The following is a 12,277-nucleotide window of genomic DNA, read 5'->3' on the forward strand; positions in this document are numbered from 1 at the left end:
AGCCGGAGAAGCGGGATGGGAGGCCGATGCGGAAGGGTCCCACCAGCCACTGGACGGCCACGCTGGGCTCGCCGACCGGCGCGGGCCAGCGGACGTCCAGCTCCAGGAGGATGGGGCTGAACAGGAGGGTGATCCAAGCGATCAGGGCCAGAAGCGGCCAGAGCCCGTCCCAGCTCACGCCTCAGCCCCCTCCCAGCCTGGTGAACCATCCTTTCCCCGCCTTACTCTGCCACCGAGGCGATGCCGTCACCCTCGGACGGGGCCGGGGCGGGGCGCCCGTCGGGGCGCCCGTCGTGGTTCGGGGCCTCCCCCTCCCGTCGGGAGCCCTGCCCCTCCTCTTCGGGCAGGTCGGGCCGGGGCAGTTCGTCCAGGCTCTTGAGGCCAAACAGATCCAGGAAGCGAGCCGTGGTGCGGTAGAGGATGGGCCGCCCAGGCGCCTCCTTCCGGCCCGCCTCCTCCACCAGCCCATGCTCCTCCAGCCAGCGGAGCACACTTTCCGACTGAACCCCCCGCACCGCCTCGATCTCCGCCCGGGTGACGGGCTGGCGGTACGCCACGATGGCCAGGCACTCGAGGGCGGCCCGGCTCAGCCGGAGCTCCCGGTCGGGCCGGTCCAGCTGGTGAATCCAGAGGGCCAGGTCAGGCCGGGTCTCCAGCCGGTAGCCGCCGGCCACCTCCACCAGGCGGACCCCCCGCCGGGGATCGCTGGCCAGCCGGTTCCCGTAGGCCTCCAAGAGGCCCCGGACCACCGCCGGGGGCGAGCCCATCAGCTCCGCGAGACGGGCCAGGGAAAGGGGCTCGGCCGAGGCAAAGAGCAAGGCCTCGAGGATCGCTTCTTTCTCAGGGGTCACGGACGCACCACCACTTCGCAGGGCGTGACATAGATGGGCCCGAAGAGCTCCTCCTGCCAGACCCGGGCTTCACCCAGCCGGACCAGCTCCAAGAGGGCCAGGAAGGAGGCGATCACCTCCCGCCGGCTGGCGCCGGCCACCAGCTCCTCGAAGAGGACCTGCCGCCCCGCGGCCAGCCGTTGCCGGACCCGGCGGACGATGGCCGGCCAGTCGATGGGCCGGGTGGGCGGCTCCACCTCCCGGGGGAGCCGGGCCAGCACCCGGCGGAGCCCTTCGATCAAGAGCTGGGGATCCAGGGGCTCCTGGGGGAGCACCTCGGGCGGCGGTTCCGGCGGCACCTCCGCCGGGCTGCCGGCCGGCCGGGGGAGGGAGCGCTTGGCTGCCTCGGCCCGGGCGGCCAGCCACTCGCTGGCCTGCTGGACCTGGCGGTAGCGGCTCTGATGGCGCTCCAGAAGCTCCCGGATCTCTTCCTCGTCCAGCTCCTCGTCCGGGGGCTCCGGCTCGCCCGGAAGGAGGCTCTGGAGCTTGGTCCACATGAGGAGCGCGTAGGTGAGGACCGCCTCCCCTTCCCGGTCAGGCTCGGGGGCGGCCAGCCCCTGCAGGTAGGCCAGGTACTCCCGGCCGATCTGGGCCAGGGGCACCTCTTCCGGCGCGATCTCGCCCCGGCGCATGAGGTCCAGAAGGCCCCGGAGGGAGCCCTCATACAACGCGAGGCGGACCTGGTAGTCGCTTCCCCGCAGCTCCACCCGCTCGCTGCTCACGGCCTGCGGCTCACGCTCTCTGGCAGGGCGCCGGCCTGGACCCACCGGGCGGGGATCCGGTCGTGGCGGATCAGGTCGGCGTAGCTCTCCCGCTCCACCAAGAGCTCCGCCTCCCCCTCGTGGACCACCACCACCGCCGGGCGGGGCAGCCGGTTGTAGTTGCTCGCCATAGAGTAATGGTAGGCTCCGGTCACGGGCACCGCCACCAGATCCCCCGGCTCCAGCGGGGGCAAGGCGACGTTGTCGGCGATCACATCCCCCGACTCGCAGTTCTTCCCCACCACCCGGGTGGGGAGGGACCGGTCCGGGGGAGCCGTCATCTTGTTGGCCGCGGCCGCCTCATAGTTGGCCCCGTACAGGGCAGCCCGCACGTTCTCGTAGAGGCCCCCATCGGTCACCACGTAGCGCCGCACCCCGGGGATCGTCTTCACCGCCCCCACCCGGTAGAGGGTGGTGCCGGCGGGGGCGATGGCGATCCGGCCCGGCTCCACCAGAAGCCTCGGCAAGGGCATCTCCCGGGCGGCGGCCGCCTCCTGAACGCCCGTTCCCACGGCCTCCGCCCACAGGCCGATGGGCGGCTCCCGATCCCCCTCCCGGTAGGCGACGGCCCACCCGCCCCCCACGTCCAGCTCGGTCAGGGGCTGGCCGTAGAGCTCCCCCACCCGCTCCAGCCACGCCACCATCCCTTCGGCCAGGCGGCGGTAGGGCTCGGGGTCGTGGAGCTGGGAGCCCAGGTGGGCGTGGAGCCCCACCAGCCGCAGGTGGGGCGCGTCCCGCAAGAGGCTCACCGCCTGGGTGATCTCGTCGGGTCCCAGGCCGAACTTGGAGTCTTCCTGGCCCGTCTGCATGTGGTTGTGGGTGTGGACGGGGATCCCTGGGCGGATCCGGAGGAGGAGCCGGGTCTGGACTGCCTTGCCTTGAGCGAGGCGGATCAGCCGGCGGAGCTCGGGGAGGTTGTCCACCACCAGCCGCCCCGCGCCCCCCTCCAGGCTCATGCGGAGCTCCTCATCAGACTTGTTGTTCCCGTGGACCAGGAGCCGCTCGGGCGGAAAGCCCGCCGCCTTGGCGGTGTACAGCTCGCCGCCGGAGGCGACGTCCAGCCACAACCCCAGGGAGGCCAGGAGCCGGGCGAAGCCCACGGTGAGAAAGGCTTTGCCCGCGTAGACCAGGGCCACCTCGCCCGGATACGCGGCTTGAAAGGCGGCGGCCAGCTCGGCCACCCGGGCGGTGAAGGCCGCCTCGTCCAGGAGATAGAGTGGCGTGCCGAACCGCTCGGCCAGCTCGACGGTATCGCAGCCGCCGATCTCCAGCCGCCCGGCCTCATTCACCCGCATGGTGCCCCGCAGTCGCATGGTCGCCCCCCTGGTCATCATCTCTGCCCATGGTATCCCAGAGGGGTCAAGCCGGTCAACGATGGGGCTGGCGAGGTCTTAGGCGGGCGAGGGCTCGGGCCGGGGCCGGTCGGGCGAGGCCGCGCCAGGGGCCCGCCGCCGCACGCTGGGGATGGGGGTGCGGACCAGCAGCCCCCGCAGGGCCTCCCAGTCGAAGGGGATCAGGGGCCACAGATAGGGCATCCCCAGGGATTCGGTGGCCGCCATGAAGAGCCCCATCAGCAACGTCCCGGCCACCAGCCCGGGCCAGCCGAGGAGCCCCGCGGCCACCAGCAGCCCGTACCGGAAGAGGCGGAAGCTGAGGGCGAGCTCCTGGCTCGGCGTGGCGAAAAAGCCCAGGAAGGTGAGGGCGGTGTACAGCAACGTCTCCGGGACGAAGAGGCCCACATCCACCGCCAACTGGCCCAGGAGGATGGCGCCGACAATACCCAGGGAGGTGGCCAAGGCGCCAGGCACGTGGATGAGGGCCATGCGGATGAGATCGATCCCCACCTCCAGGACCAGAAACTGGACCAGCAGGGGCAAGGCGGCCGGCTCTTTGGGGCCGATGGTGCCCAGGAAGCCGGGCAGAGGCCCCGGCCACTGGGCCAGGACCAGCCACAGAGGCGTCAGCCACAAAGAGGCGGCGATCCCCAAGAGCCGCACCCAGCGGAGGTAGGTCCCCACCAGGGGGCTTTGAAAGTACTCCTCCGCATGCTGGGTGAAGTGCCACAGGTTGGCCGGAAGAATGAGGGCGACGGGGCTGGTGTCGATCAGGAGCAGGACGTGGCCCTCCCACAGGTGGGCGGCGGCCACATCGGGCCGCTCGGTGTACCGGGCCCGGGGAAGGGGGTTGAGGCTCCGGCCCAGGATCGCCTCCTCCACGGTGCGGGCCCCACTCACCACGCTGTCCGTCTCGATGGCCTGGACCCGCCGCTTGATCTCTGCGACCAGGGCGGGGGAGGCCACGTCGGCCAGGTAGCCGACGACGATGTCGGTCTGGGAACGGGTCCCCGCCCGGAGCACCTCGAAGCGGAGCTGGGGGTCCCGCACCCGCCGCCGGATCAGGGCGGTGTTGACGACCAGGGTCTCGGTGAAGCCATCCTTCGGCCCCCGGGTGACCCGTTCCAAGGCGGGCTCATCCACCGACCGGGCCGGGTAGGTCCGGCTGTCGATGATGACGGCGGTGGTCACGCCGTCGATCAGGAGCGCGGCCGGACCGGCCAGGACCGAGTCGACCACCTGGTCCAAAAGGTCGGTGGTCTCCACCTCGAAGTAGTTGAGCCCCCGGTGCATGATGGCCCGGAGCGGGTCCGGGGCCAGCTCTCGGGGCGTCATCTCCTGAAGTTGTTGGAGCACCCGGGTGAGGATGTCTTTGCAGAGGCCGTCCACGAAGACGAGGGCGGCTTTCCGCCCGCCGATCTCGATCTCCCGGACGACCACGTCAAAGTTGGTCTCCACTCCGAGCCTCCGGCCCAGCTCTTCCAGGTTGGTCTGGAGGGAGCGGGCCACCTTGGCCGGTTGCCGGGCCATGGGCCTCGCCCCTAGCGCAGGTTGACGGGCACGAAGAGGTCGATGATGCCGATGACGAACGCGGCCAGGAGGGCGCCCAGGAAGGTAACGTTCAGGTCAGGGACCAGGAACTGGGAGGCCCAGATGACGATGGCCGAAACCAGAAACCCGACGATCCCCCGGCTGTAGGGCGAGACCCGCCGGCCCAGGGTCGCCTCGATCACCCAGCCGATCCCGGCGATGACCGCCGCCGCGAGCAACGCGGTGCCGAAGCTGATGGGCGAAAAGCCCGGCAAGATGGCCGCCACGAACATCAAGACCAAGGCGGAGACGACAAAGCGGACCGCTGCACCCACCCAATCCACGCGCACCACACTCCTCCCATAGCGTTACGAGGCTAGTCTCTCCCTTGGACGGCCGATGATACATGCTACCCCCGGGGTTTGAAGAGGAGGGCGATGCCGTACCCGAAAAGGATGGCGGCGCCGATGACACCGCCGGCCACGGAGAAGATGCCGCTGAAGAGGCCGAAGAGCCCCTCAGCCTGAAGCTTCTGGAGGACCCCTTGGGTGACCACGTAGCCGAAGTTGGAGACGGGGATGGCCGCCCCCGCCCCGGCCACCTCCAGGAGGGGTTCGTAGAGCCCCAAGCCGGTGAGAACGGCGCCGCTCACCACAAAGACCACCATCATGTGGGCGTTGGTCAGCTTGGTCCCGTCGATGAGGAGTTGCCCCAGCGCCGTCAGTCCACCCCCGACCAAGAAGGCGAGCAGGTAGCTCACGCCCCCTCCCCCTCCCCTGCGCCGCCGGGCTCCGCCTCGAGGACGACCGCGTGGCAAATGGCGGGGATGCTCTCCCCCTGCTTGTAGGTGGTGGGGCTGTGAAGGGCCCCGGTGGCCGCCAGGAGGATCCGCCGGTAGCGGCCCGTCCGGAGCTGGTGCATGAGGAAACCGCTCAGGACCAAGGCGGAGCAGGCCATGCCGCTCCCGCCCGAGTGGACGTCCTGCCGCTCGGCATCGTAGAGGAGCACCCCGCAGTCGCTGTAGCGGTCGCCCAGCTCGTAGCCCTGCTCCCGGAGGAGCTGGCGGGCGACGGCGCTTCCCACCCGGGCCAGGTCGCCGGTGAGGATCAGATCGTACGCGTCAGGGGCGCGGCCGAACTCCCGGAAGTGGGTGACCAGGGTGTCCACCGCCGCGGGCGCCATGGCGCTCCCCATGTCGTAGGGGTCGGTGATGCCCGCGTCGATCACCCGGCCCACGGTGGCCCCGGTGATCCGTGGCCCCGCCGCGCCTGCCTGGATGAGGAAGGCGACCGCGCCCGTCGCCGTCCATTGGGCCGTCGGGGGCCGCTGGATCCCCAGCTCGGTGGGGAACCGGTAGGTCCGCTCCGCCGACTCGTGGTGGCTGCAGACATCGACCATGACCAGTCCCGCGGTGCCCGCCTCAATGGCGGTGGCCGCGAGGTAGAGAGCCTCGGTCAGGCTGGCGCAGGCCGAGAAGATGCCCAGATGGGGCACGTCCAGGTGGCGGAGGGCCATGCTGCAGGAGGTGCACTGGTTGAGCATGTCGCTGGTGATGCAGAGGTCCACCTCCGTCTCCTGGCGACCCGCCCGCCGGAGCACGGCCCGGAGGGCCTCTTCCTGCATCCGGCTCTCCGCCTTCTCCCAGGAGGCCTCCCCCAGGTAGGGGTCGTCGATGCGGACCTGGAGGTACTCGCCCAAGGGGCCGTCGAACTCCATGGCCCCGGCCAGGTTGGCGGTCTCGATGATGGCCGGCGCCCGGTCGAAGGTGACGCTCCGCCGGCCCAGTCGGGTGGCCACCCCCTCAGCCTCCCAGGACCAGCCAGCGGGCCAGCGCGGAGAGCACCCCGGCCACCACCGCGTAGGTGATGACGGGGCCGGCGACGGTGAAGAGCTGGGATCCCGTCCCCATCACCGTCCCTTCGGGGTGGGTCTCCATGGCGGGGGCGACCACCGCGTTGGCAAAGCCCGTGACAGGGATGGCCGCGCCCGCGCCGCCGAACTGGGCGATCCGGTCGTACCAACCCAGGCCCGTCAGGATGGCCCCGAGGAAGACCATCACCACCGCCGCCCGGGCGCCGGCCTGAGGCGTGGTGTACCCCGCGGCGAGGAAGTACTCGGTGACCCCCTGGCCCAAGAGGGCGATGAGGCCGCCCACGAGAAAGGCGCGCAGGGCGTTCCCGATGTAGTCCGGCTTGGGCCGCACCGCCTCCACCGTCGCCTGGAACTGGGCCCCCTGGAGATCCCCCACCCCGCTCCCTCCCCGAGCCGTTACCGGTCGCCTTCCACCCGGAAGGCGATCTGGATGTTGGCTTTGTACTCTTGGATCTCACCGTCGGGCCCCAGGTTGCCCGTCCAGTTGAGCACTTCCACGCCGGTGATGTTCCGCACGGTCTTGGCGGCCTCCCGGCACGCGTTCTTCACCGCCTCCTCCCAGCTGTTGGGGGAGTCGCCTACCAGTTCGATCACCTTGACGACGGCCACGCACTCACCCTCCACCATGCAGTGTCGAGGGTAGTCTGCGCGGCCGGGGGCGGCCTTCTGCGGGGCCGGGTCCCCTCAGAGGGAGGGTTCTTCAGCCACCGGGAGGACCGATTGGAAGAGCCGGCGGAAGTTGCCCCCCAGGATGCCCCGGGTCTCTTCCTCGCTGAAGCCGGCTTCCAAGAGGGCGGCCGTCAGCCGGGGGAGGGCGGTCACATCGGGCAGGTCCTCGGGCGTTTGGCTGATGCCGTCAAAATCCGAGCCCAGCCCCAGGTGTTCCGGGCCGATCACCTGGGCGATGTGGACCGCATGCCGGACCAGGTCCTGAAGGGTTCCCCGGGCCTCGTGGGTGAGGAAGCCGGGGTAGAAGTTCAGTCCCACCACCCCGCCCTTTTGGGCCAGGGCCACCAGCTGCTCGTCCCGCAGGTTGCGGGGGTGGGGATGGACCGCGTGGGCGTTGGAGTGGGAGGCGATGACGGGCCCCTGGGCCGTTTCCATCAGATCCCAGAAGCCCCGCTCGGACAGATGGGAGACGTCGAGCACCCAGCCGCGGGCTTCGCATGCCCGGACCACCTCCCGGCCGAACCGGGTCAGCCCGCCCCCCGCCTCCGGGTCCAGGCAGCCGTCGGCCAGCTCGTTCCGGTGGTTCCAGGTGAGGCCCAGGGCCCGAACGCCCAGCCGGTGGAAGATCTCCACCATCTCCAGGCTGCCCTGGAGGATCTCCCCCCCTTCGATGGAGAGGAGCCCCCCCACCACCCCCGCTCCCGGTACCAGCCCGTCCAACTCCTGGCGGGAGCGGATGGGCCGGAGCCTCCCGGCGGAGCGGTCCACCGCCTGCCAGAACGAGGCCACCTGGCGGAGCGCGTGGGCCAGGTATCCGGCAGGACCAGCCTCCCGGGGGGCCCAGAGGGCGAAGACCTGGAGGGTGACGCCCGCCTCCAGGAGCCGGGGGAGATCCACGTGGCCTTGGCTTGTCCGGGCCAGGAGGTCCCGGCCCCGGAGCGCGTGCAAGAGCGCGTCGGTATGGGCATCGACGATGAACGCTTCCCCGTGGAGCCGGCGCGCGAGGGCTTCCGCCGCCGCGGCCGACATGCCGGTTCCGGTCAAATCTCGGGTCACCTCGGTTGGACGATGAGCTTGATGGCGGTCCGTTCCTGCCCGTCGATCTCAATGTCGGTAAAGGCGGGGATGCAGACCAGATCCACCCCGCTGGGGGCGACGAAGCCCCGGGCGATGGCGACCGCCTTCACCGCTTGGTTCAGGGCGCCGGCGCCGATCGCCTGCATCTCCGCGCCGCCCCGCTCCCGAATCACCCCGGCCAGCGCACCGGCCACCGAGTTGGGGTTCGACTTGGCTGAAACCTTGAGAACTTCCACTGGATCGCCTCCTCCGTGCCGGAACCGTTGGAGCCTGCCGATACCCGTATGATTGTGGCTCCTGGTATCGGAATCCTCTTTCATTTCAGGGGATGGGTGGACTTTTTTGCGGGCACCGTCCCCCGGCCTGGATCATGGCGGTGCAAGGCGGGAGAGGCCCCTGCTCCTTGGGGTGTGCAACCATGGTGAGCCGAGCTAGGCGGCCTGTCAAGAGGGCACCCGCCCTTTCCCCGCGGCCGGCGCTCAGGGGGTCTCCTCGGGAAGGAGCTCGCCGCCCAACTGCCGGACCGCCTCACGGACGGTGGCGTAGGGAAAGCCCCGCCCGGCCAGGTACCGGCTGAGCTTGAGGGCCTCCTGGGGCGAGAGGGTCTCGGCCTTTCCCTTGCGGCGCCAATACCGGCGGGCGGCCTCCACCGCCCGCTCCAGCTCCGTCTCGGGCGGCAGGGCCGCCTCCACCAGCTCCTGGGCCAGGGCTGGGTTGATGCCCCGCTGGATCAGCTCGTGGCGGAGCCGGTAGGAGCCGTACTCGGGCCGGGTCAAGCGGGAGGCGAGCCAGGCTTCCGCGAAGCGCCGGTCATCCAGGAAGCCGCGCGCCGCGCACCAGTGGAGGGCGAAGCGGACGGCCGGCGGGCGGTAACCGGCCCGTTCCAGACGGTGGCGGAGCTCGCTCCGGGTCCTGGCCTGGTACTCCAGGAGACGGAGCGCGTGTTCCCGGGCCTCCACCGCTTCCCCCCGGCGCCGGGCCCGTTCCACCTCCCGGTCGCTCACCCGGTCGCCCGGATGCCAGCCCAGGCCGATGGCCAGCTCGTGGGGCAGCTCCAGGCTGGAGCCGTCATCGAAGCCGATCCGAACCCGGGAGCCCGCAGGCCCCCGGCCGGCGGGCTCCATGCTCGCGATGGTCCGCTCGGATTGGGGTTTCATGGGAGACGCGCCCTTCGGGAGCGGAGCTTACTCCTTGGCCCCATCCTTGGCCGGGGCGTCGGCCTCCGCACCCTCGCCCAAGGGCTCCACCGTCCAGCCCATGGCCTCGCGGATCTTCCGTTCCAGCTCGTCCGTCAGCTCAGGGTGCTCCTTCAGGTACTGACGGGCGTTCTCCTTGCCTTGCCCGAGCCGCACATCGCCCACCGCGTACCAGGCGCCCGTCTTCTCCACCAGACCCATGGCCACCCCCACGTCGAGCACGTCCCCCTCCCGGGAGATGCCCTCCCCGTAGAGGATGTCGAACTCAGCCTCGCGGAAGGGTGGCGCCAGCTTGTTCTTGACCACCTTCACCCGGGTCCGGTTGCCGATGGCCTCCGCCCCCTTCTTCAGGGTCTCGATCCGGCGGATGTCCATCCGGATGGAGGCGTAGAACTTAAGGGCCCGGCCGCCCGGGGTGGTCTCGGGGTTCCCGAACATGACCCCGACCTTCTCCCGGATCTGGTTGGTGAAGAGGACGGTGGTCATGGACTTGGAGATGGCGCCCGTCAGCTTCCGGAGGGCTTGGCTCATGAGGCGGGCCTGCAGCCCCACGTGGGAGTCACCCATCTCCCCCTCGATCTCCGCCTTGGGCACCAAGGCGGCCACCGAGTCGATGACGATGACGTCCACCGCGTTACTCCGGACCAGGGCCTCCGCGATCTCCAAGGCCTGCTCCGCATTGTCCGGCTGGGAGATGAGCAGGTTCTCGATGTCCACGCCGAGGGCTTGGGCGTAGAGCGGGTCCTGGGCGTGCTCCACGTCGATGAAGGCCGCGATCCCGCCCATACGCTGGGCCTGGGCCACCACGTGGAGGGTGAGGGTGGTCTTGCCCGAGGACTCAGGCCCGTAGATCTCCACCACCCGCCCCCGGGGAATACCCCCCACCCCCAAGGCCATGTCGAGGGCGAGGGAGCCCGTGGGGATGACCGGGACCTGCTTGGTCGCCGCCTCCCCCAGCCGCATGATCGACCCCTTGCCGAACTGACGCTCGATCTGGCTGAGCGCCACCTCCAACGCCTTCTCCTTGTCCACTGGAGTCGCCTCCCTTCTCCCCCGACCCTAGGACCCCCCGCCGCCTAGGGGAACTTGGCTCAAGGTTCGGTACAAAGGACCTTGGGGCCGCAGCTGGCTCTCCATGAGGTGGACCGTCTCCACGGGCATCTGGCCGAAGGACTCGCCCTCCCACGCGGCCAGCCACTGCTCCACGCCCGGCAGGGACGCTCCCTCCCGGATGCGGGCGACGGTCACGTGGGGCCGGAAGGCCCTGGTCTCCCGGGGGAACCCCCGTCGGGCAAGGGCCTCCTCCACGGCCGCAGCCAGGGAGCTCAGCTGGTCCCCGCCCGCCGCCACGCCGACCCAGAGGACCCGGGGCGTGCCCCGGGGCGGGAAATACCCGCACGACCCGAGCTCCAGAAGAAAGGGCCCCACCAGGCGTGAGGCCTCAGCCAGGGCGCCGGCCACGTCCGCGAGACGCCTTTCCGGCACCGACCCCAGGAAGCGGAGGGTGATGTGCAAGTTCTCGGGCGCCACCCAGCGGATGGCCCGCCCGTCGGGGAGGGGCGCCCGCACCCGGACCACCGCCTCCTGCAGGGCGGCCGTCAGGGGCACGGCGATGAAGAGCCGACGGGCCCTCTCCTTGGCGGGCGAGGGACGCCCGGTACGGTCAGACCTGGCCACCGGTTCGTTCGACACCCCTTCCTGGAAACCCTTCGCCCTCCAGGAGCGCCCGCCGGAGCAGGTCGAGGGCGGCTTGAGCGCTCCGGGCCTGGATGGAGCCCCGGTCGCCCTGGAACCGGTGCTCTTCCACCCACGCCCTCTCCCCCACCGTCGCGCTGACGTAGACCAGGCCGACGGGCTTGGTGGGTGTGGCGCCGCCCGGGCCGGCGATGCCCGTGACCGCGAGGCCGCACGCGGCCCCCAGCCGGTCCCGGGCCCCCTGGGCCATGGCCAGGGCGGTCTCCCGGCTCACGGCCCCGTGGGTCTCCAGGATGGCTGCCGGCACCCCCAGGATCTGCTCTTTGGCTGAGTTGGCGTAGGTGACCAGACTGCCCAAGAAGTAGGCGGAGCTGCCCGGCACGGAGGTGAGGCGGTGGCCGATGAGGCCGCCCGTACACGATTCAGCCACCCCCAGGGTGAGCTGGCGCTCCCGGAGCATGCGCCCAACCACCACTTCGAGGGGCTCGTTCTCCCGGCTGAAGCAGTACCGGCCCACCCGCTCCAGGATCGCCTCCTCCACCGGCGCGAGGAGGCTTTGGGCCTCAGCCTCCGTGGCGGCCCGCACGCTGAGCCGGATCCGCACCTCGCCTGGCGAGGCGTAGGGGGCGACGGTCACCCGGCCCTGGTGGCGGATCAGGTCCTCCAACGCCTGCTCCAGGTGCGACTCGCCCAGACCCGTGAAGCGGAGGACCCGGGAATGGAGCGGTTCGGGCGCCAGCCGGGCCAGCCGGGGGAGGATGACGTGGTCCACCATCCACTCCATCTCCCGGGGGACACCGGGCACCGCGATGAGGATCTTGCCGTTCCGCTCCACCCAAAAACCCGGCGCGGTCCCCACCGGGTTGGGAATGGGCTCGGCCCCCTGGGGCAGGAAGGCCTGCTTCCGGTTGGCCTCGGGGGCCTCCCGGCCGGTGGCGCGGAAATAGGCCTGGATCGCCTCCCAAAGCTCGGGCCGCTCCTCCAGGGGCACGCCGAGGACCGCGGCCGCCACCTCCCGGGTCAGATCATCCTGGGTGGGGCCCAGCCCCCCGGAGGTGATGACCACGTCCGACCGGCCCAGGGCTTGGGCCAGGACCTCGGCCAGACGGGTCCAGTTGTCCCCCACCGTGGTCACATAGTAACAATCCAACCCCACCTGGGTCAGGCGGGCGGCCAGGGCGGCCGCGTTGGTGTTGACGATCTGACCCAGAAGCAGTTCCGTCCCGATGGTCACCAGTTCTGCCCGCACCCGT

Annotated in this window: 15 protein-coding genes; all 15 read right to left on the minus strand. The window is 70.9% G+C overall.

All coding sequences use genetic code 11. The features are described from left to right. Nucleotides 1-221 precede the first annotated feature (221 nt). Entirely contained in the window at nt 222-851 is a 630-nt protein-coding gene (scpB, locus tag FWJ67_RS02900) for an SMC-Scp complex subunit ScpB (RefSeq protein ID WP_414482100.1), read from the minus strand. Next, entirely contained in the window at nt 848-1,612 is a 765-nt protein-coding gene (locus tag FWJ67_RS02905; RefSeq protein ID WP_414482099.1) for a segregation and condensation protein A, read from the minus strand. The genes scpB and FWJ67_RS02905 overlap by 4 nt, the downstream gene beginning before the upstream one ends. Beyond that, nucleotides 1,609-2,964 (minus strand): diaminopimelate decarboxylase, encoded by a 1,356-nt coding sequence (lysA, locus tag FWJ67_RS02910; RefSeq protein WP_304173115.1) that lies wholly within the window; start codon nt 2,962-2,964, stop codon nt 1,609-1,611. Before lysA ends, FWJ67_RS02905 begins: the two co-directional genes overlap by 4 nt. Before the next feature lie 78 nt (nt 2,965-3,042). Further along, on the minus strand, nt 3,043-4,515 hold the full coding sequence (locus tag FWJ67_RS02915; RefSeq protein ID WP_414482097.1) for a spore germination protein: 1,473 nt from the start codon (nt 4,513-4,515) through the stop codon (nt 3,043-3,045). 11 nt (nt 4,516-4,526) lie between these two features. After that, nucleotides 4,527-4,859 carry a phage holin family protein gene (locus FWJ67_RS02920; protein ID WP_369686562.1) on the minus strand — a complete coding sequence of 111 codons (333 nt, stop codon included), beginning with the start codon at nt 4,857-4,859 and terminating at the stop codon, nt 4,527-4,529. A gap of 65 nt (nt 4,860-4,924) precedes the next feature. Further along, nucleotides 4,925-5,275 (minus strand): SpoVA/SpoVAEb family sporulation membrane protein, encoded by a 351-nt coding sequence (locus FWJ67_RS02925; RefSeq protein ID WP_304173109.1) that lies wholly within the window; start codon nt 5,273-5,275, stop codon nt 4,925-4,927. Further along, nucleotides 5,272-6,312 carry a stage V sporulation protein AD gene (locus tag FWJ67_RS02930; protein ID WP_304173107.1) on the minus strand — a complete coding sequence of 347 codons (1,041 nt, stop codon included), beginning with the start codon at nt 6,310-6,312 and terminating at the stop codon, nt 5,272-5,274. Before FWJ67_RS02930 ends, FWJ67_RS02925 begins: the two co-directional genes overlap by 4 nt. A gap of 4 nt (nt 6,313-6,316) precedes the next feature. Continuing rightward, nucleotides 6,317-6,763 (minus strand): SpoVA/SpoVAEb family sporulation membrane protein, encoded by a 447-nt coding sequence (locus FWJ67_RS02935; RefSeq protein ID WP_304173106.1) that lies wholly within the window; start codon nt 6,761-6,763, stop codon nt 6,317-6,319. A 20-nt stretch (nt 6,764-6,783) separates the two neighbouring features. Then, complete coding sequence (locus FWJ67_RS02940; protein ID WP_304173104.1) at nt 6,784-6,996, minus strand: dodecin family protein; 213 nt, start codon at nt 6,994-6,996, stop codon at nt 6,784-6,786. 75 nt (nt 6,997-7,071) lie between these two features. Continuing rightward, nucleotides 7,072-8,100 carry a dipeptidase gene (locus FWJ67_RS02945; protein ID WP_304173102.1) on the minus strand — a complete coding sequence of 343 codons (1,029 nt, stop codon included), beginning with the start codon at nt 8,098-8,100 and terminating at the stop codon, nt 7,072-7,074. Nucleotides 8,101-8,108: 8 nt separating this feature from the next. Next, the gene (locus tag FWJ67_RS02950; RefSeq protein WP_304173100.1) at nt 8,109-8,369 is read right to left on the minus strand and encodes a stage V sporulation protein S; all 261 of its coding nucleotides are present in this window, start codon (nt 8,367-8,369) and stop codon (nt 8,109-8,111) included. 243 nt (nt 8,370-8,612) lie between these two features. Further along, on the minus strand, nt 8,613-9,290 hold the full coding sequence (locus tag FWJ67_RS02955) for a regulatory protein RecX (protein ID WP_304173098.1): 678 nt from the start codon (nt 9,288-9,290) through the stop codon (nt 8,613-8,615). A gap of 27 nt (nt 9,291-9,317) precedes the next feature. After that, nucleotides 9,318-10,361: a recombinase RecA gene (gene recA / locus FWJ67_RS02960; protein WP_304173096.1), complete on the minus strand. Its 1,044-nt coding sequence runs from the start codon at nt 10,359-10,361 to the stop codon at nt 9,318-9,320. A gap of 27 nt (nt 10,362-10,388) precedes the next feature. Continuing rightward, a complete protein-coding gene (gene thpR, locus FWJ67_RS02965) occupies nt 10,389-11,021 on the minus strand; it encodes an RNA 2',3'-cyclic phosphodiesterase (protein ID WP_304173094.1) in 633 nt (210 codons plus the stop codon). Further along, complete coding sequence (locus tag FWJ67_RS02970; protein ID WP_304173092.1) at nt 10,993-12,273, minus strand: competence/damage-inducible protein A; 1,281 nt, start codon at nt 12,271-12,273, stop codon at nt 10,993-10,995. The genes thpR and FWJ67_RS02970 overlap by 29 nt, the downstream gene beginning before the upstream one ends. Nucleotides 12,274-12,277: the final 4 nt, after the last annotated feature.

Source organism: Limnochorda sp. (assembly GCF_047459355.1).
GTDB lineage: Bacteria > Bacillota > Limnochordia > Limnochordales > Limnochordaceae > Limnochorda.

Excerpts from the sequence above, each read along its gene's own strand:
- FWJ67_RS02915 (WP_414482097.1), bottom strand. The coding sequence starts at position 4,515 with ATGGCCCGGCAACCGGCCAAGGTGGCCCGCTCCCTCCAGACCAACCTG.
- lysA (WP_304173115.1), bottom strand. The coding sequence starts at position 2,964 with ATGCGACTGCGGGGCACCATGCGGGTGAATGAGGCCGGGCGGCTGGAG.
- FWJ67_RS02955 (WP_304173098.1), bottom strand. The coding sequence starts at position 9,290 with ATGAAACCCCAATCCGAGCGGACCATCGCGAGCATGGAGCCCGCCGGC.